This window comes from Pauljensenia sp. C0170B5 (genome assembly GCF_056590195.1).
Genome location: NZ_JBWPVR010000009.1, coordinates 30,806 through 55,089 on the forward strand (window position 1 = coordinate 30,806; position 24,284 = coordinate 55,089).

The following is a 24,284-nucleotide window of genomic DNA, read 5'->3' on the forward strand; positions in this document are numbered from 1 at the left end:
TGGGAATCAGTCACCTTTCCCTTTGATAGACTTCTCTATATATATATACACGCGACACGCGACAGTTGGGAATCAGTCACCTTTCCCTTTGATAGACTTCCCCATGTAATTATTGCCGTGGCATCGTTGTTGGGAATCAGTCACCTTTCCCTTTGATAGACTTCACGGCGTAGCTATCTCGCCAGACTTTTTGTTGGGAATCAGTCGCCTTTCCCTTTGATAGACTTCTGCGCCTGTACGCTGTTGTCGCGAATCGGTTGGGAATCAGTCACCTTTCCCTTTGATAGACTTCAGATAGAATCTGTGCCATTGTTGCCACGGTTGGGAATCAGTCACCTTTCCCTTTGATAGACTTCCCACTACGTCTGACCTGCTCACCGTGCAGTTGGGAATCAGTCACCTTTCCCTTTGATAGACTTCACGGCCAGATGATCATCACCAGCTCCCAGTTGGGAATCAGTCACCTTTCCCTTTGATAGACTTCACGGCGGCCCGCCGCCGCGCCGTCGTAGGTTGGGAATCAGTCACCTTTCCCTTTGATAGACTTCCACTCGCTGAACGGCTCCAACTCGCCACGTTGGGAATCAGTCACCTTTCCCTTTGATAGACTTCCTAGCCCGTCGCGACATGGAGGCCGGGCGTTGGGAATCAGTCACCTTTCCCTTTGATAGACTTCCGCCAGCTCAGGGAGGTGTTCGGGAGTAGTTGGGAATCAGTCACCTTTCCCTTTGATAGACTTCCACGCCGACCCAATCGGCCGCATCACAGGTTGGGAATCAGTCACCTTTCCCTTTGATAGACTTCCGCTCAAGACATTCACCTCGAGCACGTTGTTGGGAATCAGTCACCTTTCCCTTTGATAGACTTCGTAATCGTCAGGGTCAGGCGGTGGTGTTGTTGGGAATCAGTCACCTTTCCCTTTGATAGACTTCAAAGGGAGAGGTTTCCCGCCTATTTTTGCCGAAAAAGCAGATAATTCCGTCAGAAAATTGTTAGCTGCTCAGGTTCGTCCTCTACAGGACACTCCGTTGCAGACTGGAATCTGAAACCGCCCGACCACTGACGATCTGTAATCGGGATGACACGAACCTGCCCACCGGGCGGGAGAGCACCTTTAATAGACTTAACTGTGACCATATCGATTCCGCAAGTTGGCCAATACTTCACATACACGCTCAGCTGAACCATTGAGAAACCCCGATCTAGCAGAAAATGACGAAAATTACTGGCATCCCGTCTCTGCACCTTGGTCAAGACTGGAAGATCAAACATCACCAAGCACCACATTGGGCCATCCGCCATCAGACAATCCGCTCAATCGAACTCATGCCAGTAAGGAACATCAAATCGAGCGCCATCCCCCTCAACATAGCGGCCATAACTCTGGGCAAGCATGTCAAATGCCGTCGGAATACACGTTCCATCATCAAGAAACTTTTGTGTGGTAGCCGCCACCAGCTGCTTCCTCACACTCGGATCCGCAAGCCGCGCGCTCAAACCGATATCCCACACAGCTGCATCAATGGCGGGTCGGAACGGCTCAATCAGGTCGTCGACCAAATGAAACAGATTACCGCGTCCCCGATGAAACAGTCCAAAGGCTGGATTCAATCCCGCGCCTAAGACAGATCGGATTCCGTGCCCTCGAAGAATCGTGTACCCGTAATCCAAACACGAATTAATATTGTCGCTCCCCACGCCATATTCTCGTCGAACCCCAGAAGGAAGAAAAGACTTCCAATATATACGGGCAGCACGCGCTTCAAGGTTCTCTGGATCGCCCGAACGCACTTGACGAGAAAGAGCAACCAACTCTCCAGCGCCAGATGCTCCTTTCAATCTCAGCGTCGTCGCCTGCCCCATGATTTTTGCACGGACAATTTTAGCCCACGCGTTTTTCTTCTTAGGCAGTGATACCTCGCATTGAGCTATCTGACGCGCACCAACTCTCGAATGATTTGACCAAGGATAGGAAGCGCCGCGTGGAATTCCGCGCCAATCACAATAGAAAAGTACTGTCGCGTTATCCATTAGACGGTTCATAACGCCCGAGGAAAAATCCACTCCGGGTCCAAACAACACTACTGCAAGATCCGCACACGCTACTCGCCTGCTGTGACCACTTTCGTCAAAAACTTCAAGACCGCCGCGAACTGAACGAACCTGCCCGCGGAAACCAAGAAAATCCAGCACGCGCCATTGCCCCGACATTTTTCCACCTATAATGTCATGCTCAAAGGTAGTCCGGAATTGCTGGCTTCACGTGGCTCACCCAGAGCATTACGTCGAATGATTACTGGATTCCCATTGGTGAAAAGGTCACTAAAGGTTGGTCGCCAGCTCCTATTTAAGATTTCAAGCACTGCAGGGGAGATCTGCTCAGGCGCTCCTTCGAGCGCTAACAATGATGGTCGCAGATTAATCTGCCGTGTGCTCTCAAAACCAGTCACCCTCCAAGACACCATATCCGGAAAATCTTGAAAGAAATCAGCGATCTTCCCCTTCGTAAAGTTTGTTGCGCGCAAACGAAGCTCATCGCCCCGAACGAGCCATCCGACCTGTCTAGCCTGCCCAGAAGCTATTGCCTTTCGTAAAGCTGGCAACGCAGTTCGCACACTAATCGATTTTGCTGGAATTTGTACTGTGAAAAGATCTTCGTGGGCATACGGAATGAGATCTGTCTTGAAAACCCGCAGCTGATAGTATTTGGGTTTTTTCCCGTCAACTTTGAAAATGCGAACATGGTGTATTGAAGAGCTTGTGCTTGCCCATCCATTTCGTACTTTCACTGCTGGAACAAGTTTCGGGAAAAGATCGACTGCACTTTCACCAGTGTAGTGAACTCCATTCACGACAATACGGCGTGACGGATCTGCTGGAAGACCACTTTCACGATCAAAATCAGGTTGGTGCGTCAAGACCCACCAAAGCGCAGGCGTTGAAGCACGATCAATCGATTGCACTGGCATGGCATCGGAAAGTTTGACATGCTCAAGCTTGCCTATTTTCGCCTTGTGCGCCGCTCCATTTCCAAGCTTAAGACGTAGATTTTGCATAACCGGAATCGTGTCTGCGCTAATTCGAGAATTGAAATATTCGGTAGCCAAATCCATTTCTTGCAGCCAGTGATTCCATATTTGGCGATCAGCGATCGTAAGGCCTGTGAATTCCTTCCACGTCTGTGGCGACTGCGTCAAACGCTCTGCATAGCGAATATTCTGGCGCAGTACCAAAGTGTGAGCAACTGAAGGTCTTAAGAGAGCAATCGTCAGAGCATCCATGGCATGATGTCGCCGATCAAAACGTGTTTTTCCGTGCCCGCCAATCAACTTCACCTTGCCTTCAAGACCGGAAGCACGTCGCGCCTCAGCAGTAAGACTTCCTCGGAAAACCCGTACAACTGTCTTTTTCTCCTCATGGTTGAAGTGGTAGTCAATCCGGCGTCTCAGTTCATTAGCCATCCACGCGACTGATTCCATTGATCTGTCGTCCAGAGGCTCATCTATCTGTTTCCGTTAAGACGGCGTATCGTTTCCTGTTTCTGACGTCCAAAGTCTTTTCGGCTCATACCAGGATCAGGCAACCACATTCCAACCCGGTTGATTGCTCCCTCAAGGCTCACGCCATCACGATCAGAATTCTCTGCCCATAAAGCAAACGGCATTCCTGATTTTTGATGATTGCAAGTCCGGCAGACCGCTGCTAGGTTATGCATCTTGTTCGTCGATGAAGGACCGGACCTCGGTACGATGTGGTCAACCTCGAAATTCTCGATCGATAGGGGCTCTCCGCAATAGAGACAGATTCCTTCCTGTCTCGAGAAAACCTTATATCTTATGATGTCAGAGCGCCTAACAGGACCATCAATTCCACGTCGCTCATGGATCTCGTGGACAATTCGTTCATTACGCTCTTGGGATTTCTTATTTTGGAGCATAATTTCACGAGTAACGTGTTCACTGCTAAAACCATCCCGGACATTCTCAATATTAATTGAATCAGGAACGCCCCATCTCTTCTCAACCGCACTCAGCCAACGGGCAACCTGCTTCGTAACACGATCGACTGATGGGTTGCCGACAGGAGCGCCAATATCTTCCGCCGGTGGTTCCCAGTCTTCAGAAACACCAAATTCTTTTCTTCGCGCCTCATAGAGATCAATTCCATCTTCCCGCATACATTCGGTCAGCCTGCGAAGAGAATCCACGCTATAAACTGCTCTTCCCATAGGGAAAGTTGCTTCCTCAAGCTTTTCTCTTTCATCATCTGAAAACGCACTTATTAGGCGAGTAATTTCCTGCAGAGAATCAGGGTCAAGATCGTCACTGCCAACATTTGAGCGGAGGTCAATGAAAGTTTCCTGAGCAATTTCATCCGCTTGTTCCCACCACTCCTGTAGCGTCGGGATCTTCAACGAACGAATTACCTGATTTGTTGCATCAGTTGGCGGCCGCCCACTGACATTCTCGCCATCTATACCTGCTCGTGCCACCCCTCGGAGGGAGGGTCTCTCAATCTTCAAGAGCTCTGCAACTGCATCCCACGTGATCTGTTCTGGGACGCTCGAATGCAACAGAAAGTCAACAACCGTGTCTTTTTCCTGCTTACTCAGTATGCGCTGTTCCCTGCCTTTTCCGATTCGCAGGTTGGCAACAACGGAGACAATACGAAAAACCTGGAAAGCAGGTTGGGCTTTTTCTGCACGGGGTTTCTGTTGCTGCCCCGGCAGAGCATCCTTACCAACGCGTTCCCGGGCACTTCCTACGGGTGAAACAGAATCAAAAACACGGCGAATCAATTCATCAACAAGTGCTCTGGACAGACCCTGCGTTTCCTGAATTTTTCTGATTTCAATGACATAGTCTGATTGCAACAGTGTCCCACCCAGTAATCCTGAAGAACCTCGAAGCTTCGTTTGGGGATTTACCCGCAATGCCTCATTAATAAGCTGCCCAGCAGTAAGATCTTCCGAAAGGTTTCGGCCTATCAGATTCTCAACGCGTTTGCGCAGGCCTTCCAGTTTGCTACTTGGCTCTTGCTCTCGTAAAAGAGATTCCACTCGTTGATATGGATTACGCCAGCCCCGATGGTGAGCAATATGCACCATCGCAACAGACAAATACTCATGTAGGACCGTGGAATCAGTAATTTGCTCATTTGCTAAGGCTGCCCGAATGCTCCACGCCCGCCGTGGATCTTGATAGGACTCAAGGTCAATAAGCGGCCATCCTAAAGATTCAATATACGCATCTAGCCTGTCGAGGCGCTTCTTCGCCCGTTTATAGAGACGTCGTGCACGCCTTGCTACGCCTGAAACAGCGCGGCGTGAGTCTCCTGCGTCTTGCGCATCAGGATCGACACCCGAATCGTGTATAACGACCACCGAATTTGTTAGATCGGTAGGATAACCGTCGTCATCGACCTCGACGAGAGAAAACCCTATTGAGTTCGTTCCAACATCAATTCCTGCGCGATAATGCCGTTGCGTCATTGCTTCTTGTTCCATGGGAATAGGGTGTCACATCCCTATGGCATTTGGGTCGAAAATGAAAACCGGGCGCTTAAAAAGCGCCCGGTGGAGCAATCAGTTCCGCGAACAAAGGCGAAACCTTATTGAGAATCAGTCATTATCATGATAATGACTCAACCATAGATATGTCAACAAAATTAGCTCAGCGCTACAACCCCGCATGACGCACAAAAGTGAAGATCGCTGTCATCACCATCTGTGTGGCAATCGCCGCCAGCAGCAAACCGGCGATCTTCGTCAGGATCATGATGCCACCCTGGCCCAGGAATTTGGCCAGCTCAACGGAAAAACGCATCGTCAGCCAAATCACCACGTGCATCAGCACGACCGCCAGGGCAACTGCCACCCACCCCGAGATTGTCTTACCCGAATTCGTCACCGCCACCATGACGGCAACGATTGCGCCAGGACCGGCCAGGAGGGGCGTGCCCAGCGGAACCAGCGCGACGTTGACATTGTGATCCCCGGTGTCAGGTTCGTCCTGGTCTTTTTCCGTCAGCAACTCCATCGCCACCAGGAACAACAGGAAACCGCCCGACAGTTGCAGCGATTCAGTGGAAATCTCCAGGAACTGCAAAATGTACTGTCCGATCGCAGCGAACAGCAAGATCACACCCAGCGAGGTGACCGTGGCCTGCACTGCGGCGCGCCTCTGGTCGGCCACCGAATAGCGCCCCGTGAGCGACAAAAACACCGGGACCGTCCCAATCGGGTCCATGATGACAAACAGCTTCGTAAACGTCGTGGCGAGCAAACCGATATTGAGGATCTCAGCGACGTTCACGGGCGTACGACCTCCAGGCTGGCTTGTTCTTCCACTGCCCGATAAACATACTCTGATGTCAGATTTTCTCCAAGCTGGTTCGGCTTTCCCTGGCCGTGATAGTCCGACGATCCTGTCACATGCAGTCCCAGCCGATCCGCGATGCGCTCCACTTCCTCACGAGCAGCAGCGTCGTGGTCGCGGTGGTCACGTTCCAGACCGAATAAACCGGCTTCTGCCATGTCAGCAATGACGTCTTCGCTCGGGATTCGCTGCCTCGCCCTCGCCCTCGGATGTGCCAGAACAGGGACACCGCCCGCGCGACGAATCAGACGAACGGTATCAACCGGGTCAGGAGCCCAGTAGTGCACGTAGTACTTCAACGAGGGATGCAGGGCGCCGTCAAATGCAGCCCCGCGATCAGGGAACGCACCTGCCTCGACCAATGCGTCAGCAATGTGAGGGCGCCCCACCGGCACGTTCTCGCCCCGCGTCTGCGCAACGACAGCGTCCCACGTGATCGGAAAGTCTGCCGACAGGTTCTGCACAATCTTGCGTGCCCGTTCCTCGCGCGATTCCCGCGAGCGCCGCATCGTCTCAACCAGCTCAGGGAACGAGGGGTCAGGCATGTACGCCAGCACGTGAGCACTGATCCCGTTCGACGCTGTGGACATTTCAATGCCACGCATGAGCGCCACCCCGGTGCGCTCCACCATCGCCGCCGCGTCCTCCCACCCGGCGGTCGTGTCGTGATCAGTCAGCCCCACCACGTCCAGGCCCACGCGGGATGCAGCCATCATGAGTTGAGCGGGAGTGTCCGTCCCATCCGAGCAGGCCGAGTGAGTATGCGGGTCAATGCGGATCATGTATGTACCGTATCGGCACACGCGCGCTAAGGAAAACTGGCGAGCTCAGCGCAGCATTGATCGCTGAAAGTGAGAACATAGAAGCATGAGTGAGAACGAAACCGAAACTGAACAATCAACTGATCAAACGATGGCTGACCGCGGCAATACGCGCTCGCGCCGTCCCACCTCAGAGGCGTTCCGCGCTTTCATCGGCTCGAACTGGGGTCCTCGTCCCAGTGACCTGCCCGAACAAGGCGGAGCAGCGGACTACCTGGCAGCCCGGCACCAACTTGCCGGAGCACCCTTTGCCGGACAGCGCCTGGTTATTCCAGCCGGCACCTACAAGGTACGTTCCAATGACTGCGACTACCGTTTCCGCCCGCATTCAGCGTTCGCGCACCTGTCCGGCCTGGGTGGGGAAAAAGAGCCTGACACCGTCCTCGTCCTCGACCCCATTGACGAGGGTGACGCGTCGGGCGCTACCCATGAAGCTGTCCTGTACTTCAAGCCGCGCGCCTCACGATCCTCAGAGGAGTTCTACGCTGATTCACGCTACGGCGAATTCTGGGTGGGAGCGCGCCCGTCGATCGCTGAGATGGAAGCAATGACCGGCCTCAAGTGCGCACATATCGACACGCTGCGCGACGCGCTGGCTAAAGATGCCGGCCAGGTTCAGCTGCGCATCGTGCCCGGTGTTGATGGGAACGTGGAAGCAATGGTTAACGAAGTGCGCCAGCAGGCGGGGCTACCCGTCGGCGGGGATGCACTGCCCGATGATGAGAAGCTCCAGGAGCATCTGTCTGAGATCCGCCTCAAGAAGGATGAATACGAGCTGTCGGAACTGCGCCACGCGGTTGAGGTCACCAAACAGGGTTTTGATGACATTATCCGCAGCCTGCCTCGCGCAGTCGGACACCGCCGTGGGGAGCGCGTCATTGAAGGTGCATTCGGTGCTGTCGCCCGCGAGGAGGGCAACGGCCTGGGCTATGAAACAATCGCCGCTTCCGGTAATCACGCAAACACTCTGCACTGGATTGACAATGACGGTCCCGTTCGCGAGGGCGACCTGGTCCTGGTCGACGCCGGCATCGAAGTCGACTCCCTCTACACCGCCGACATCACCCGAACACTGCCTGTCAACGGCACCTTCACCGAACCGCAGAAGAAGGTCTACCAGGCTGTGCTCGATGCGTGTGAAGCAGCCTTGAAGCGTGCAGGGCAACCGAACACCCGTTTCCGCGATATTCATGACGCGGCGATGGAGGTACTGGCGGATCGCCTCGAGCAGTGGGGCATTCTGCCGGTCAGCGCGAAGGAATCACTGTCCAGTGAAGGCCAGCAGCACCGCCGGTGGATGCCGCACGGCACGTCTCACCACCTGGGTCTCGACGTGCATGACTGCGCGCAGGCTCGTCGCGAGCTGTATCAGGATGCGCTGCTGGAGCCAGGTATGACCTTCACCATTGAGCCGGGACTGTACTTCCGTGCCGACGACCTCGCTGTTCCCGAGGAGCTGCGCGGAATCGGCGTGCGTATTGAAGATGACGTGCAGGTCAACGCTGATGGTTCAGTGACCCGCATTTCCGAGGACATTCCCCGCACCATCGACGATGTCGAAGCATGGATTGCCGAGGTGCAGGCCAGCGGCAAGTAACCGCTGACCGTTCGCACGAAGGCGGGGGCTACTGCTGAGCGGTGTCCCCACCTTCTTTGCTGGGCGCCGCCCACGGGTCGACCGATTCATTCCGTGGAGCCTCTTCCGCCTGTTCCTGGTCTTGCTCGCGCTGTCCTTCTTCCAGGCGCACACCGAAACGTGGCTGTTCATCAGCACGTGAGCCGTACTCAGTCGGACCAGTCGGTTCCGGGCGCTGCCTGCGCTGACGGATCGGCTGGATCAGGTTGCCACGCGTATTTTGCAGCAACTTGTAGGCCTCTTCGATCTGCGCCGCTGCCAGCACCGCGTAGCGTGAGGCTACGGTCTGTGAATGCGACGTGAAATCTCGACGCGACCCTGTCAGCGCGTAGAACAGCACCGACATGATGACACCGATCAGTGCGCCACCACCCAGCGACAGCAGCATGAACGGCAACATGTTGCTTTGGAGTGAAAAGGACATCAGCAGCCCGATGAACGCGCCCCACAATGCGCCCGACGCAGCGCCCGACGCGGCGACCTTCCCGGTCGTCAGCTTGCCGGTCACACGCTCCACCATGTGCAGGTCCGTGCCGACAATCGTGATGAACTGAACATCGAATCCCTGATCACTCAGATAGTCAACCGCATCTGACGCTTCCATATAGGTCTTGTATGAGCCAACCTCTGTACCGGATGGCATTGTTGGCGCAAGGAGCGCCGAACCGTGGCGGCGTGCCATTTTTAATCCTCTTTCACATCACACCATAAAGTTTTCCTACGCCTCGTGAAACCTCACATCACCTGACGCGTATGAATTCAGCCTAGACTGATTGTGTGAATACTGCTGCTCCAACCACCGTGACGCCCGGACGTCGCCGCATCTTCGTCGCCAAGCTTGCCGGCACAGGCGTTTTTGACCCGTTGGGTGAAAAAGTTGGCACCATCCATGACGTCGTCGTGGCCATGCGACTCAAGACCCCGGCGAACGTCATCGGCTTCGTCATCGAGGTCGGACCGCGTCGCAGGATCTTCCTGCCTTTCACTCGCGTCACCTCCATCGAATCCGGAGCTGTTATCATCACGGGCCTGCTGAATCTGCGCCGCTTCAATCAGCGGCCAGCTGAAGCACTCGTCATTTCCCAGCTCTTCGACCGCATCATCACAATGAACGATGGCAGCGGCGAAGCAAAAATCCTCGACGTGGCGATGGAGCAGCGTCGCCCTCGTGACTGGGTGCTCACCAAACTGCACGTCCAGCGTCAGCGCCTCAACACGTTGGGATTCCGCCGCGGAGGCGAAACCCTGACCGTCGATATTCCACAAACCACCGGACTCTTCATTGCCGACTCCGACCAGACCGCCACCGCACTCATCCAATACACCGAGGACATGAAGGCAGCTGACCTGGCGGACTTCCTGCATGACCTGCCCGCTGACCGCCAGCTCGCGGTCGCTCAGGAACTGCCTGAACACCGACTGGCCGACGTGCTCGAAGAACTCGGTGATGATGACCGCGTGCAAATCGTGTCCGCATTGGAGACTGGACGCGCCGCCGACATCCTCGACGAAATGCAGCCTGACGACGCGGCCGACCTGATCTCTGAGCTGCCTGATCCGATTGCGCAATCCCTGCTGGCTCGGATGGGTCCCGAAGAAGCACAGGACGTGCGAAGGCTGCTGACCTATGCCGAATCAACGGCCGGCTCGCTGATGACCACCGAGCCCGTCATCCTCGGCCCTGACGCAACCGTGGCGCAGATGCTGGCCGCTGTGCGGCGCACTGACCTGCCCGCATCGCTGGCATCCATCGTGTGTGTCACGCGCCCACCCCAGGAAACACCGACCGGCCCGTTCCTGGGGGTTGTGCACATCCAGCGCGCGCTGCGTGAACCACCCCAAACACTGCTGGGAACGATCCTCGATGATGACATTGAGGCCGTCTCCCCCACCGTTCACATCGCGACAGTCACTCGTCTGATGGCAACGTACAACCTGTCTCTGGTGCCCGTCACCGACGAGGACGACGTTCTTCTGGGCGCTGTCTCCGTTGACGACGTCCTGGACGCGTTGCTGCCGACCGACTGGCGTGACTTTGATGATGACGTGACCGACAAGTTGATGGCAAGGAGCATCGATGGCTGACCGTTTGGACACACCCGCTGACCGCCGCCGCAGGCTCCCGCGCATCAACCTCGAATCGGAAGGAATGGGGCGCGCAGCCGAACGCCTCGCGCGTTTTTCCGGCACCCCGCAGTTCATCGTCTATCTGACGGTGTTCGTCGCCCTGTGGATCGGCTGGAACACTCTGGCGCCCGACAGGCTCCAATTCGACAAGGCAGAACTTGGTTTCACCGCACTGACGCTGATGCTGTCACTGCAGGCATCGTACTCGGCACCTCTGATCCTGCTGGCGCAGAACCGTCAGGACGATCGTGACCGCGTACAGGCCGAGCAGGACCGGCAGCGCGCCGAACGCAACCTGACGGACACGGAATACCTCACGCGCGAGATCGCCGGTTTGCGTTTGAGCCTGCAGGATATGGCCACCCGCGACTTCGTACGCTCCGAACTTCGTGACATGCTCGACGAACTCCAGGAAGGCAACGGAACCGACGAGGCGTCCCTACGCGCCCGGATCCGCGCCGAACTGGAGGACGAAGTCCGCCAGGAAGTGACCCAACAGGTCCGCGCCGAACTGGCTGGGCAGAAGGACGCCTAGCATTATCCGTCCCCGTGTGGCGTGACCCACCTGGCGAGTTTGTGTCGGCCAAGTACGATGGATTACATGTCTGAAACGTCCATTGAACACGCTGTCCACTCCGCTCTTGAAACGGTGATGGATCCGGAACTGCACCGCCCGGTCACCGACCTCAACATGATTGACGAGGTCCGTATCGACGGGACCACCGCTCATATCGGTGTCCTGCTGACCACTGCGGGCTGTCCCCTCCACGAGACGATCACGCGCGACATCAAGGCTGCGGTGGGTGCCGTTGACGGTATCGAAACCGTCGAGGTCACGATGGGCGTCATGAATGACGAGCAAAAGAAAGCTTTACGTGAAAAGCTCAACGGCGGGAAGGCCGAACGCGAGATCCTCTTCAACAAGCCCGATTCACTCACCCGCATCATTGCGGTCACATCCGGCAAGGGCGGGGTTGGCAAGTCGTCCATGACGGCGAACCTGGCCGGAGCAATGGCGTCCGCCGGCCTGAAAGTTGGCGTCCTCGACGCTGACATTTATGGCTTCTCCATTCCGCGCATGATGGGCGTGGTTCATGAGCCGCAGGTTCTGGACGGCATGATCATTCCGCCGATCGGTGCCGGCGGCGTCAAGGTCGTCTCAATCGGCATGTTTGTTCCGGACGGCCAGGCCGTCGTGTGGCGCGGTCCGATGCTGCACCGCGCACTCCAGCAGTTCCTCGCGGACGTATTCTGGGGTGACCTGGACGTTCTGCTCATCGATATGCCTCCCGGCACCGGTGATGTGGCAATCTCCATCGCACAACTGCTGCCAACCTCTGAAATCCTGGTCGTCACCACTCCGCAGGTTGCGGCGGCAGAGGTTGCGGAACGTGCCGGCTCCATCGCAGCGCAGACCCAGCAGCACGTCCTCGGCGTCATCGAGAACATGTCCTACCTGGTCCAGCCGGACGGGTCGCACCTCGAAGTGTTCGGCACCGGCGGCGGTGAATCCGTATCGGCACGCCTGAGTGCACAACTCGGATACGACGTGCCGCTCCTGGCCCAGATTCCGCTCGACGTTCACTTGCGCGAGGGCGGCGACTCCGGCTCCCCCATCGTCCTGAGTGGCGAAGGTGACGCAGCAACCGTCTTGAAAACGGTGGGCGCGCTGCTGGGACAGCGCAAGCGCGGACTGGCCGGAATGCACCTGAACGTGACACCTGCACAGGGAGGGCGCCTCGGATAGCGCGGCACGTGAAATCACCAGCCGCCGTTCAATCAAGGTAGGCTTGAGGACAACGTGAATGATTCATGTGGGTGTGGGAGGACGTCGTGACATCAGATAAAGCGCAAACCTGGGTTTTTTCAGAAGAATACGTCAGCGAATCTGAGACCATTCGGCGCGCGCGCGACGTAGCCATCGAGCTGGGAGCTGAGCCTATTTCAACAGGTGTCGGCGCAACGCTGCGGATGCTTGCCTCGTGCACCGGAGCGAAAGCTGTCCTGGAAATCGGCACGGGTGCAGGTGTGTCAGGCCTGTGGATGCTTGAGGGGATTCCGACCAACGGTGTGCTCACCACAATTGACGTGGAACCTGAATTCCATCGTCATGCCCGCCGCGCATTTGAATCGGCCGGCCGGGGTTCCGGCCACACACGCCTGATCTCTGGCAGGGCGCTTGATGTACTGCCCCGCATGGCAGCCGGTGCCTACGACATGATCGTCATTGACGCTGACGTGAAGGAAACGCCCGAATACCTCGACCATGCGCTGCGCATCCTCCGCCCAGGCGGCACAGCGGTGGTGGTACACGCATTGTGGCATGACCGAGTCGCAGATCCGGCCCGCCGTGACGAGGAAACCGTTGTCATGCGTGAAGTGATTCGCGTGATGGGTGAAACGGAGGATTTCGTCACCTCGCTGCTTCCGGTCGGTGACGGCGTCCTGGTTGCTGTCAAAGCCTGACCGGACATAAACGAAGGGGCTCACCATGCGTCTGCCGCACGATGAGACCCCTTGGTCCAGCTACACGTCACACAGCCTGTGACAGTGCCTCGGAGAGGTCTTTCGCCTCCTCAGGCGTGAGCTCGATGACCAGCCGCCCGCCACCTTCACTGGGAATACGCATCACAATGCCGCGCCCTTCTTTGGTGGCCTCGAGGGGACCGTCACCAGTCCGAGGTTTCATGGCTGCCATGTCTCACGCTCCTTGGTATGGTTTTCACTGCTGCCGACACGCAATCTGCGCTTGGCAGTGGACACATCCATTCTACCGTGACTGCCGCAAAATGGGATGCGCACAGGCGAAATTACGCTGAAAAATCACTCTTTCGTGCGTTCACGAATGATGGCGACAGCTTCACGCGGATCGTCAACGAGCGTGAACAGGTCCGGGTCACCGGGCGAAATCGCACCGTGAGTCACCATTGTGGAACGTACCCACTCGACCAGCCCACCCCAGTAGTCTGACCCGATCAAGACCAACGGAAATGCCTGGACCTTGCCGGTCTGCACCAGCGTGACCGCTTCGAACAGTTCATCCATCGTGCCAAAACCACCGGGCATGACGATGAATCCACACGAATACTTCACGAACATGGTCTTACGGGCGAAGAAGTAGCGGAAGTTGATCCCCATGTTCACCCACTGGTTCATTGCCTGCTCCATCGGCAGCTCAATGCCCAGGCCGACGGAAGCCCCGCCCGCTTCAAAAGCACCTTTGTTCGCCGCCGCCATCGCCCCCGGACCACCGCCGGTGATGACGGCATATCCCGATTCGACCAGCAGTCGGCCAATCATCTGCGCGTATTCCCAATACGGATCGTCTTCCTGCGTGCGTGCCGAACCGAAGACCGACACAGCCGGCCCCAGCTCGCTCAGCGCTCCGAACCCTTCAACGAACTCCGCCTGGATCCTCAGCACGCGCCACGGGTCTTCATGCACCCAGTCAGTGTCTTTCTGTGGCCGCAGCAAGCGCGTTTCCGAGGTCTCCTTCGGTATCTGGTTTCCTCGCAGCATAACGGGGCCGCGCATATAGGTGCGTTTGTGGGGATGGTTTTCCTGACTTTCCATCAACCTCTCCTTGGTGTGATCGGCATGTCAGCGACGTTGCCCGATTGTTTACAGAAAAATAATAGGTCCTCGTTGTAGCGTTATCCTCATGACCCGATCTGACGTTCACACTCACGGCACCTGCGACGACTCTACCGACCCCACACCTGGTGAACTTGCGCGGCACGCAGCGGACACCATTGCGCGCCGCTCCGGCATCGACCACCACGACATTGCGCTCGTGCTGGGATCAGGATGGGGCGGAGCAGCCGACCTGATCGGTGAAACAATCAGCGAAATCCCTGCAGCAGAAGTGCCGGGCTTCTTTGCTCCCGCAGTGGCTGGCCACGTTCCCGTCATGCGCTCAATTCGGGTGCACGGATCTGACACAGTCGCCCTCGTCCTGGGTTCACGAACGCACTACTACGAAGGCAAAGGAGTGCGAGCGGTTGCCCACGGGATGAGGACGGCAGCGGCCGCAGGAGCTCGCACCGTCGTCCTGACCAACGGGTGTGGAGGGCTGAACCCACAGTGGAGCCCCGGCCAGGCGGTTCTGATCCGCGACCATATCAATCTCACCGGCGCTTCCCCGCTGGAGGGCGCTACATTTGTCGACCTGACCGACCTGTATTCGCAGCGTCTGCGCACTGTCGCTCACACGATTGACCCGACCTTGCCTGAAGGCGTGTATGTCCAGTTCCCCGGCCCACACTATGAAACCCCCGCCGAAGTGAAGATGGCAGGGATCCTGGGCGGCGACCTGGTGGGCATGTCCACCACGCTCGAGGCGATAGCGGCGCGCGAAGCCGGCATGGAGATCCTCGGCATCTCACTCATGACGAATCTGGCAGCAGGAATCTCACCTGAACCCCTCTCGCATGCCGAGGTGATCGCAGCCGGTCAGGAGGCCGCTCCCAGAATTGCGCGCCTCTTGGCTGATATCGTTCAGGCAATCGCAACTGATGCTGAGTGATAGCGGAAGGACTGACAGTGACACACATGGATATCGACGTTGAAGCTGTTCGCCGGTGGATTGACGACGATCCTGACGAGGCGACCGCACGCGAGCTGACGGATCTGCTTGAGCAGTCCGCCACTAGCGAGGATGCGCGCATTGAACTGGCCGACCGTTTCAAGGGCCTCCTCGAATTCGGAACAGCCGGGCTGCGCGGCCATCTCGGAGGCGGGCCGAACAGAATGAACCGCGCTGTCGTCATTCGCGCTGCAGCCGGCCTCATGGAGGTTCTCAAGCGCCATGCGGGCCCGGACTTTTCGATCGTGATCGGCTGCGATGCCCGATATGGGTCGCGCCAGTTCGCCCTCGATACGGCGGGGGTTGCGACCGCAGCCGGCGGCACTGCCTACGTCCTGCCGCTCGCCATGCCCACGCCCCTCACAGCGTTCGCATTGCGCCACCTGGAAGCCGATGCGGCAGTGATGGTGACGGCCTCGCACAACCCGGCTGAAGATAACGGTTACAAGGTCTACCTGGGTGGGCGCGTGGTCACAGATTCTGGTCAGGGCTCTCAGATCGTCCCACCTTTCGATGCGGAAATTTTCGAGGCGATCCAGGCCGTCACCTCTGTTCGTGACGTTCCGCGCGCCCAGTCAGGCTGGCATGAACTCGACGACTCAATCGTGGAAGCCTATCTGGATCGAGTCACCTCACTGGTGACGGGCGGGCCAGAAAATGCGCAGCTACGCATCGTTTTGACCTCCATGCACGGTGTGGGCGGAGCAACGATGAGTGAAGCACTGCGCCGGCGCGGCTTTTCCGATGTTCACGTCGTTGCCCAGCAGCAGGATCCTGATCCGGATTTCCCGACCGTGCGTTTCCCCAATCCTGAAGAGCCGGGGGCACTGGACCTGGCGATGCAGCTGGCGCGCGACGTTAATGCCGACATCATCCTGGCGAACGATCCAGATGCTGACCGCTGCAGCGCCGCGCTTCCCGATCCCTCCATCGAGGGTGGCTGGAGGCAGTTGACCGGAGATCAGGTAGGCGCACTGCTGGGACTGCGGGCAGTCACGCAGGCACGTGGCGGCGAGGGCAACCCGACCGTTGCCAACTCGATTGTGTCCTCACGTCTGCTGTCGCGCATCGCGCAGACGCACGGCGTGACACACCGTGTCACACTGACCGGTTTCAAGTGGATTTCCCGCGTACCGAACCTGGTCTTCGGCTATGAAGAAGCTTTGGGATACTGCGTCGATCCGGGGTATGTGCGCGACAAGGACGGCATTTCAGCGTGCCTGAAGTTGGCGCGCTTTGCAGCAGAACGCAAGGCTGACGGTTCTTCTCTTCGGGCAGTTCTCGATGAGCTGGCCTGTGAGTTCGGCCTGTATGCGACCTCTCCCCTGACTATCCGTGTCGATGACCTGGCCACAATTACGACCGGTATGGCGAATCTGCGCGAGCGCGGTGTGGACTCGCTGGCCGGCTCCCCCGTCATCGAGACAACAGACCTGACGAACGGCTCTGAGCAGCTCGATCTGCCCGGTACGGATGCGCTTATTTTCCGCACCGAATCCGATGACCGCGTGGTGGCTCGCCCCTCGGGCACTGAGCCGAAGTTGAAGTGCTACTGCGAGGTTGTGATCCCTGTTTCGGATGGGAATGTGGACGCGGCCCGAACACAAGCCGCCGAGCGCCTCGAGCGGGTCAAAACTGACCTGCGCGCAGCGCTCGGCGTGTAGCGCAACCTAGTCGTCCAGGCCGTCCAGCACGGCCGCCGAGGAGGACAGGCCAAGCCGGGATGCGCCTGCTTCGATCATGGCAAGCGCGCTCTGAGCGTCGCGAATTCCGCCCGATGCCTTGACTCCCAGGCGGTCCCCCACGGTCTGACGCATGAGTTCAACGGCGTGGACGGAGGCACCACCTGAGGGGTGGAAACCGGTGGACGTCTTGACGAAGTCCGCTCCGGCAGCTTCTGCCTGCTTGCAGGTCTCCACGATTTCCTCATCGGTCAGGACGGCTGATTCGATGATGACTTTCAAAACCGAGTCGGGGCATGCTGCACGCACGGCCGCAATGTCGGCGCGCACACCATCCCAGTCTGCCTGCTTGACCAGCGCAAGGTTCACGACCATGTCAATCTCGTCAGCACCGTCACGAACGGCTTGAGCAGCTTCAGCGGCTTTCACCTCGGCCTTGTGCGCGCCGGAAGGGAATCCGCACACGCACGCCACGTGGAGTCCTTCAGGGGCGTCGATGGGCAGCATCGACGGTGACACGCACACGGAGTAGGTGCCCAGTTCCTGAGCCTGTGCAATCAGCGCGCGCACGTCCTGGTCGGTTGATTCCGGTTTGAGCAATGTGTGGTCGATCATCTGTGCGACGTCGGATCGAGTGGTCATGGGGTGTCTCCTTTTCAGTAGGTCAGGGCGCTACCACAAGGCTGGGCAGCGTCCAGTTTCCAAATTCTTGCCGAGGGTGCCCAGCGCGAGCCTGTGTGAACACGCTGGGAGAAGTAGTGATGACTTTCCCGCTGGATGGCTCGAAAACCACCCACTGCGAGTCAGTGGATTCCGCTGCGAGCACGGCGATGACGTGCCGAGGGATGAGGCGGTGCGCCCCCACGTAGACGAAAGCATCGATTCCGCTGTTGACTGCCCGTTGAACCCGGTCAACACCCCCGCATTCCCATGGCGTCCAACCGTAGCGCACTCCCACCGCGCTTGATGCCAGTGAAGCCAGTGCCCACGGCGAGGTGCCTAAGGCCTGCGGCCACGGGATCCCCACCCGCGCGGCCTGAGCGTGCAGCGCAACCTGGATCCGGTCAACAGCATCGCGCCGAGCATTCAGATAGGCGTGCTGCGGTCCGCCCGCCCGCGCGGCAACCGCTGCAAGCGCAGCGATCCCGCACGTTGTGCCGTCAACCTGATGCGGCATGACTGCGGGAAGTGGCCGAGGGCGCGCGGTGTTCACTGAGGATCCACTCGACCCAGCACGACGGAGTCAGCACCGCCGCGGCGCTCAGGGCCAATCGCGATGGCTCCCGACAGGGCTTCACGCGCCCGCTCGATTCGCTCAGGTGTCTGCGTGTGCAGCGTCAACAGAGGCTGCCCCTTCGTGACGGCCTCACCCGGTTTGGCGTGGATTTCGATGCCTGCTTCCGCCTGCACGGCATCTTCCTTGCGTGCGCGGCCAGCCCCCAGGCGCCACGAGGCCACACCGATCGAGAGTGCATCCATCGCGGTGACATATCCGGAAGCTTCGGCAGCAATGACTTCCGTGTGCTGGGCAGCCGGCAGCGCAGCGTCAGGATCCCCGCCCTGGCCTGCGACCATTTCACGCCACTTGTCCATCGCGCGGCCATCAGCGAGCGCTTCAGCCGGGTCAACGTCTCCTCGTCCAGCCTGACGCAGCATTTCGCGTGCCAGAGCAACGGTCAGTTCCACCACGTCAGAGGGTCCGCCACCGGCCAGGACCTCCACAGCTTCACGCACTTCCAGCGCGTTGCCGACAGTACGTCCCAGCGGCGTGGACATGTCGGTGAGCAGCGCACAGATCGACAGACCTGCATCTGAACCAAGGTCCACCATCGTGCGTGCCAGTTCGCGCGCATGGTCAATGTCTTTCATGAAGGCACCGGAGCCGACCTTCACGTCCAGCACCAGTGAGCTGGTGCCTTCAGCAATCTTCTTCGACATAATCGACGATGCGATCAGCGGAATACAGTCAACGGTTCCGGTCGTGTCACGCAGCGCGTACAGCTTGCGGTCAGCGGGAGCCAACCCAGACCCTGCCGCGCAGATCACTGCCCCAACCGTATCCAGCATGTGCATGATTTCGTCATTGCTCAGGTTCGCGCGCCACCCGGGGATCGATTCCATCTTGTCCAGGGTTCCGCCGGTGTGCCCCAGGCCGCGCCCGGACAGCTGCGGCACGGCCACGTCATACACCGCGACGAGAGGTGCCAGCGGCAGCGTGATCTTGTCACCGACACCGCCGGTGGAGTGCTTGTCACTGGTGGGGCGCGTCAGGCTGGAAAAGTCCATCCGTTCCCCGGAGCTCATCATGGCCTGCATCCAGCGCTCAATTTCACGGCGCTGCATCCCGTTGATGAAAATCGCCATCGCCAGTGCCGACATTTGCTCATCGGCAACGACGCCTCGCGTGTAGGCATCGATCACCCAGTCGATCTGCTGGTTGTCCAGCTCACCTCCGTCACGCTTGGCTGAGATGATGTCGACAACGTCAAACTGTTCAACGCTCATTGCTTCCTCCGTTCTCAGGGCCTTCCCCTGTCACTTCACGCACATTCCACGGGCCAAAGCCGCGCGGCAGCACCTCGTCCATCCGCATCAGGCCGCCAGGCATGGCGAGCATCAGGTCAGGGCCGCCATGTTCGAACAGGATCTGTCGGCACCGTCCGCACGGAGCGGTCGCCTCCTGGTGGGCATTGACGCACGCGAACGCGACCAGGTGCCCTCCACCTGTGTTGATCAGTTCAGATATCACGCCACATTCAGCGCACAGTGTCACACCGTACCCGGCGTTCTCAACGTTGCATCCCGACACGATTCGACCATCGTCGACGAGGGCGGCCGCGCCCACCGGATAGTGCGAATACGGGCAATAGGCTCGCTGCATGGCACTGACGGCTGCCTGGTGAAGGTCAGCCCACGTCTGGTCTGTGATCTCCATAGTTCTCCCTTGCAGTTCCATTTCTACTTTACGGGTAGGGAACGCCTTCTGCGGCTGGCGCGCGCACACGACCCACGAAGCCTGCAATCGCCAGAATCGTCACCACATAGGGGATCATCAGCATGATCTGTGACGGCATGGGTGATCCGATAATGGACAGCGTGTAGCCCAGGTTCATGGCGAAACCGAACAGCAGCGCTGCGGCCACTCCGCCGATCGGGGTCCAGCCGCCCAGAATCATGGCGGCCAGGGCGATGTAGCCGTTGCCCGATGCCATGTCCTTGGCGAATGCCAGGCCGTGCCCGATGGTGAAGAACGCACCGCCCAGGCCGGCCAGAGCGCCACCCAGGATCGCATTGTTGATGCGTGTCCTCATCACGTTGATGCCCACTGTGTCGGCTGCCTGCGGGTGCTCGCCGCACGCCCGCATACGCAGGCCCCATCGTGAGTGGAACAGCATGAACTGCAGCACTCCAACCACAACGTACATCGTGTACACCAAGATGGTCTGCTGGAACAGCACCGGGCCGATCAGGGGGATCCTGGACAGGATCGGAATCGAAATGACAGGCAGTGATACACCGGAGTTAAAGGCTTCGCGCGACTCCGCTGACACATTCAGCACCGTGGAGTAGAAGAAGCTGGTCAATCCCAATACCAGCACGTTCAGCACAACACCGACAATGATCTGGTCGACGCGGTATTTCAGTCCGAACAGCACCAGGAGCAGTGACACCAGCATGCCGGCGATCGGCGCGGCAATCAGGCCCACCCATGCGCTCCTGGCAAGCGAAGCGACGACCGCTCCGAGGAACGCTCCGAAAAGCAGCTGACCTTCAATGGCGATGTTGATGGTTCCGGAGCGCTCCCCCACCGTTCCGGCCATTGCGCCGAAAATCAATGGGACTGACAGGGTCAGTGCGCCCGCCAGCAATGTGACGATCGGGATGACGGTGTCGCGCCCCGCTCCAGCCCAGGTCAGGAACACGAGAATGAACAGCACGCCGACGATTGCATGCATCCACAGCGGAGTGCTCACGCGGCGCTGCCGCTGCATGAATGCGACGGCTGTCAGGGCTGCCAGAATCAGCGTGGCCACGATGGCGAAAGGCCGTGCAGGAACAGAGAAGTCCGGGATCGCCACGAAGTCCGAGGACCGTCCCAGCGCAAAGCGCGTGGAACTGTGGCAATAGAACGCCAACAGTGCGCTCAGTACCGTCGCCAGCGCGTAGGAGACAACAACTTTCACCGGCAGTGCGGGCTGCACAGACTGTGTAGTCGCTGTGGTACTCATGCTGCCACCTCTTTCTTCGCGATACGGGAATGCGGCAGCGGTTCAGGCAAACGGAAAATCGCGCGAACCAGTGGCGGCGCGGCAATGAACAACACGATCGTGGACTGGATGACCAGGACAATGTCGATCGGAGTCTGCGTCGCAGTCTGCATAATCGCACCGCCCGCTTTCAGCGCGCCGAACAGCAATCCGGCCAGCACCGTACCCAGTGGGCGTGACTTGCCCAGCAGCGCCACGGTGATCGCATCAAAACCGATTGATGCGGCAATGCCGGTAGTCAGATAGCGTTCAGTGCCCAGAGCCGGGGCCGAACCAGCCAGACCGCACAGCGCACCAGAAACAATCATGACCAGCGTCGTCACTTTTTCAACGGAGATACCCGCTGTGCGTGCCGCCGCAGGATTCAGGCCCGTCGCGCGGAATTCGAACCCGATCGTTGAACGCTCCAGCAGCCACCACACGAACAGTGCAGCCGCCAGAGCGGCAATGAATCCGAAGTGCACACGGAAGGAATCTCCCAGCAGCCTGGGGTACATCGCTGTTTCGAGGACCGGCATGGATTTCGGGTTCGTGTTCCCCTCGCCAATGAACGAGGGCCGGGTCAGGACGTACCCGATCAGCAAACCGGCGATCGAGTTGAGCATGATCGTCGTGATGACTTCGTTCGCGCCGGTCTTCGCTTTCAGGATGCCGGCAATTCCGGACCACAGTGCACCGCCGAGGGCGGCTCCGCACATGGCTGCCAGCAAGTGAATCACGGGTGGCAGGTGCCAGGCGAATCCCACGTAGCTGCCGAAGATTGCACCGAGCACGACCTGCCCCTGCGCACCGATGTTGAACAGGCCTGCCCGGAATCCCACTGCCACACCCAGGCCCGCAAAGATCAGGGGAACCGAGTTGGTGAGGGTTTCGGTGATCGGCCGCCACATGCGTGCTGTGCTGGACGCTTTCCAGTCAAAGACTGCGCCGCGCAGCATCGCCTCGTAGGCGTCGCCCACTGCGGACCACAATGCGGCGAACGTGTCGACGGGGCGTGCGAAGAAATACCCGGCCGCTGTCTGAACGTTTGGGTTTGAAATGGCGATCAGCACTGATCCGACGACGAGTGCCACGACAACGGCCAGAACCGATACGAGCCAGGAGCCCGACATGACGCGTCGGATGAGGGAAGCCTGCGCACCGGAGCGGTCGGACACGTCTGGTGTTTCCTGTGCCTCTTTCACTGCTCCTCCTTTTCAGCCTGCTCGTCGGCAGCGCCCAGAATTGTTTCATGGTGAGCGGCCTGGCTGCGAGCTTCGTCGGCGGGCACACCCGCCATCATCAGTCCCAGCACGTCGCGCGGTGTATCGGCGGGGACGATGCCGACGATTCGTCCGCGATACATCACGGCGATCCGGTCAGCCAGCGCGACAACCTCGTCCAGTTCACTGGAGATGATCAGCACCGCGGTTCCTTCGTCACGCTCAGCAACAATGCGGCGGTGGACGAATTCGATCGATCCGACGTCCAGGCCGCGGGTCGGCTGCGAGGCCACCAGAAGGTCCAGGTCGCGCGAAATTTCACGTGCCAGCACGACTTTTTGCTGATTGCCGCCCGACAGAGTGGAGATCGGGTCAGAAACGTCGGTGACACGAATGTCGTACTCGTCAACTTTTTCGAGCGCGTTGGCGCGCACTTTCTTCGGATTTAACGACGGACCTGCGCCAAACTGCGCACTGTTCGAAATATCCAGGATGAGATTTTCGGCAATCGAGAAGCCTGCGATCATGCCGTCGGTCGAGCGATCCTCGGGCACGAACCCCATGCCGTGATGGATGCGCTGGCGCACACTCATCGGGGAGAGCTGCGCTCCTGACATTGTCATCGTCCCGGACGTCGGTGTTTCCAGTCCGAGCAGACATTCAGCCAGTTCGGTCTGACCATTGCCCTGCACGCCGGCCACCGCCAGAATCTCTCCGCTGCGAATACTCAACGTCACATCATCGAGTGCAACTGCGCCCGCCGCATCGACCAGCGACAGTCCGTCCACATCCAGCACAACCTCGCCAGGTGAGGCCGGGCCTTTTTCCACCGTCAGATTCACGTCGCGGCCCACCATCATCGAGGCCAGCTCGTTCTCGCTTGAATCCGGAGCAGCTTCACCAACCACTTTTCCGCGCCGGATCACCGTGATGCGGTCCGCGATTGCGCGCACTTCGCGCAGCTTATGCGTGATGAAAACGATGGATGTGCCGTCCTCTTTCAGTCCGCGCATAATCTCAATAAGTTCATCGGTTTCCTGCGGGGTGAGCACGGCAGTCGGCTCATCGAGGATCAGCACTTTAGCTTCACGCGAGAGTGCCTTGATGATCTCCACGCGCTGCTGAGCTCCCACAGGCAGGTCTTCGATTCGTGCTTTCGGATTCACGTCGAATCCGAATCGGGCTGAGATTTCAGTCACCTTACGGGCGGCGGCGACCTCGTCGATCACTCCAAACGTGCCGGTGGGTTCGTAACCCAGGGCCACGGATTCGGCAACGGTGAATACGGGGACGAGCATAAAGTGCTGGTGCACCATGCCGATTCCGGCTGCCACAGCGTCGCCGGGGCCTTTAAAGTGGACGGGTTCCCCGTCGATGAGGATTTCACCGGCATCTGGTTGGTACAGGCCGTACAGCACATTCATCAACGTTGATTTACCTGCGCCGTTTTCACCCAGCAGGGCGTGAATCTGACCAGGTTCAACGGTCAGATCAATATGGTCATTGGCGACGAGGGGCCCGAAAACCTTAGTGATGCCTCGTAGTTCGAGTTTCACTCGCTGACTCTTTTCTGAAAGAACGAAGAT

23 protein-coding genes and 1 CRISPR repeat array (1 of these 24 cut by a window edge) are annotated in these 24,284 nt (G+C 58.6%); of the genes, 7 read left to right on the forward strand and 16 right to left on the reverse strand.

The features are described from left to right. Positions 1-932: a CRISPR direct-repeat array (repeat unit 36 nt; unit sequence GTTGGGAATCAGTCACCTTTCCCTTTGATAGACTTC); it begins 1,027 nt to the left of the window's first position. A 49-nt stretch (positions 933-981) separates the two neighbouring features. From cas2 to AC1EJZ_RS09390, 6 genes are all read right to left on the reverse strand, one after another. Further along, positions 982-1,302 carry a CRISPR-associated endonuclease Cas2 gene (gene cas2, locus AC1EJZ_RS09365; RefSeq protein ID WP_092648271.1) on the reverse strand — a complete coding sequence of 107 codons (321 nt, stop codon included), beginning with the start codon at positions 1,300-1,302 and terminating at the stop codon, positions 982-984. A gap of 12 nt (positions 1,303-1,314) precedes the next feature. After that, positions 1,315-2,211, reverse strand: coding sequence for a type II CRISPR-associated endonuclease Cas1 (gene cas1 / locus AC1EJZ_RS09370; RefSeq protein ID WP_480294699.1), 897 nt, complete (start codon positions 2,209-2,211; stop codon positions 1,315-1,317). Positions 2,212-2,219: 8 nt separating this feature from the next. Then, entirely contained in the window at positions 2,220-3,461 is a 1,242-nt protein-coding gene (locus tag AC1EJZ_RS09375) for a hypothetical protein (protein ID WP_480294700.1), read from the reverse strand. A 41-nt stretch (positions 3,462-3,502) separates the two neighbouring features. Beyond that, the gene (gene cas9, locus AC1EJZ_RS09380) at positions 3,503-5,506 is read right to left on the reverse strand and encodes a type II CRISPR RNA-guided endonuclease Cas9 (RefSeq protein WP_480294701.1); all 2,004 of its coding nucleotides are present in this window, start codon (positions 5,504-5,506) and stop codon (positions 3,503-3,505) included. Between the two features lie 172 nt (positions 5,507-5,678). Next, positions 5,679-6,314, reverse strand: coding sequence for a MarC family protein (locus AC1EJZ_RS09385; RefSeq protein ID WP_480294703.1), 636 nt, complete (start codon positions 6,312-6,314; stop codon positions 5,679-5,681). Then, a complete protein-coding gene (locus AC1EJZ_RS09390; RefSeq protein WP_480294704.1) occupies positions 6,311-7,159 on the reverse strand; it encodes a PHP domain-containing protein in 849 nt (282 codons plus the stop codon). The genes AC1EJZ_RS09385 and AC1EJZ_RS09390 overlap by 4 nt, the downstream gene beginning before the upstream one ends. A gap of 85 nt (positions 7,160-7,244) precedes the next feature. Here AC1EJZ_RS09390 and AC1EJZ_RS09395 point away from each other — a divergent pair, with 85 nt between their 5' ends. Further along, a complete protein-coding gene (locus tag AC1EJZ_RS09395) occupies positions 7,245-8,795 on the forward strand; it encodes an aminopeptidase P family protein (RefSeq protein ID WP_480294705.1) in 1,551 nt (516 codons plus the stop codon). A gap of 28 nt (positions 8,796-8,823) precedes the next feature. Here AC1EJZ_RS09395 and AC1EJZ_RS09400 read toward each other — a convergent pair whose 3' ends face one another. Continuing rightward, complete coding sequence (locus tag AC1EJZ_RS09400) at positions 8,824-9,516, reverse strand: YflT domain-containing protein (RefSeq protein WP_480294707.1); 693 nt, start codon at positions 9,514-9,516, stop codon at positions 8,824-8,826. Positions 9,517-9,611: 95 nt separating this feature from the next. Between AC1EJZ_RS09400 and AC1EJZ_RS09405 the strand changes: the two genes are divergently transcribed. The 4 genes from AC1EJZ_RS09405 to AC1EJZ_RS09420 all read left to right on the forward strand — a co-directional run bounded on the left by AC1EJZ_RS09405 (position 9,612) and on the right by AC1EJZ_RS09420 (position 13,427). Next, a complete protein-coding gene (locus tag AC1EJZ_RS09405; protein WP_257590375.1) occupies positions 9,612-10,919 on the forward strand; it encodes a magnesium transporter MgtE N-terminal domain-containing protein in 1,308 nt (435 codons plus the stop codon). Then, positions 10,912-11,496: a DUF1003 domain-containing protein gene (locus tag AC1EJZ_RS09410; protein ID WP_058236161.1), complete on the forward strand. Its 585-nt coding sequence runs from the start codon at positions 10,912-10,914 to the stop codon at positions 11,494-11,496. The genes AC1EJZ_RS09405 and AC1EJZ_RS09410 overlap by 8 nt, the downstream gene beginning before the upstream one ends. 66 nt (positions 11,497-11,562) lie before the next feature. Beyond that, positions 11,563-12,708, forward strand: coding sequence for an Mrp/NBP35 family ATP-binding protein (locus AC1EJZ_RS09415; RefSeq protein WP_480294708.1), 1,146 nt, complete (start codon positions 11,563-11,565; stop codon positions 12,706-12,708). A gap of 65 nt (positions 12,709-12,773) precedes the next feature. Further along, positions 12,774-13,427, forward strand: a complete 654-nt coding sequence (locus AC1EJZ_RS09420; protein ID WP_070725563.1) for an O-methyltransferase — start codon at positions 12,774-12,776, stop codon at positions 13,425-13,427. Positions 13,428-13,494: 67 nt separating this feature from the next. Here AC1EJZ_RS09420 and AC1EJZ_RS09425 read toward each other — a convergent pair whose 3' ends face one another. Then, on the reverse strand, positions 13,495-13,659 hold the full coding sequence (locus AC1EJZ_RS09425; RefSeq protein ID WP_070725565.1) for a DUF3117 domain-containing protein: 165 nt from the start codon (positions 13,657-13,659) through the stop codon (positions 13,495-13,497). A 125-nt stretch (positions 13,660-13,784) separates the two neighbouring features. Beyond that, positions 13,785-14,534, reverse strand: coding sequence for an LOG family protein (locus tag AC1EJZ_RS09430; protein WP_058236163.1), 750 nt, complete (start codon positions 14,532-14,534; stop codon positions 13,785-13,787). A gap of 88 nt (positions 14,535-14,622) precedes the next feature. Here AC1EJZ_RS09430 and AC1EJZ_RS09435 point away from each other — a divergent pair, with 88 nt between their 5' ends. Together AC1EJZ_RS09435 and AC1EJZ_RS09440 are read left to right on the forward strand one after the other, a co-directional pair. Then, complete coding sequence (locus AC1EJZ_RS09435) at positions 14,623-15,486, forward strand: purine-nucleoside phosphorylase (RefSeq protein ID WP_285016076.1); 864 nt, start codon at positions 14,623-14,625, stop codon at positions 15,484-15,486. A 26-nt stretch (positions 15,487-15,512) separates the two neighbouring features. Beyond that, positions 15,513-17,210, forward strand: a complete 1,698-nt coding sequence (locus tag AC1EJZ_RS09440; protein ID WP_480294738.1) for a phospho-sugar mutase — start codon at positions 15,513-15,515, stop codon at positions 17,208-17,210. A 6-nt stretch (positions 17,211-17,216) separates the two neighbouring features. Here AC1EJZ_RS09440 and deoC read toward each other — a convergent pair whose 3' ends face one another. From deoC to AC1EJZ_RS09475, 7 genes are read right to left on the reverse strand one after another with little or no spacing between them, the layout of a single operon-like run. Beyond that, positions 17,217-17,870 (reverse strand): deoxyribose-phosphate aldolase, encoded by a 654-nt coding sequence (gene deoC, locus AC1EJZ_RS09445; RefSeq protein WP_058236166.1) that lies wholly within the window; start codon positions 17,868-17,870, stop codon positions 17,217-17,219. Positions 17,871-17,892: 22 nt separating this feature from the next. Then, on the reverse strand, positions 17,893-18,441 hold the full coding sequence (locus AC1EJZ_RS09450; RefSeq protein WP_480294710.1) for a hypothetical protein: 549 nt from the start codon (positions 18,439-18,441) through the stop codon (positions 17,893-17,895). After that, entirely contained in the window at positions 18,438-19,733 is a 1,296-nt protein-coding gene (locus AC1EJZ_RS09455) for a thymidine phosphorylase (RefSeq protein ID WP_480294711.1), read from the reverse strand. Before AC1EJZ_RS09455 ends, AC1EJZ_RS09450 begins: the two co-directional genes overlap by 4 nt. After that, the gene (locus AC1EJZ_RS09460; protein ID WP_480294712.1) at positions 19,723-20,184 is read right to left on the reverse strand and encodes a cytidine deaminase; all 462 of its coding nucleotides are present in this window, start codon (positions 20,182-20,184) and stop codon (positions 19,723-19,725) included. Before AC1EJZ_RS09460 ends, AC1EJZ_RS09455 begins: the two co-directional genes overlap by 11 nt. Positions 20,185-20,191: 7 nt before the next feature. Next, a complete protein-coding gene (locus AC1EJZ_RS09465) occupies positions 20,192-21,457 on the reverse strand; it encodes an ABC transporter permease (protein ID WP_480294713.1) in 1,266 nt (421 codons plus the stop codon). Continuing rightward, entirely contained in the window at positions 21,454-22,680 is a 1,227-nt protein-coding gene (locus tag AC1EJZ_RS09470; RefSeq protein ID WP_257590373.1) for an ABC transporter permease, read from the reverse strand. Before AC1EJZ_RS09470 ends, AC1EJZ_RS09465 begins: the two co-directional genes overlap by 4 nt. Next, a complete protein-coding gene (locus AC1EJZ_RS09475; RefSeq protein WP_070725575.1) occupies positions 22,677-24,254 on the reverse strand; it encodes an ABC transporter ATP-binding protein in 1,578 nt (525 codons plus the stop codon). The genes AC1EJZ_RS09470 and AC1EJZ_RS09475 overlap by 4 nt, the downstream gene beginning before the upstream one ends. Positions 24,255-24,284: the final 30 nt, after the last annotated feature.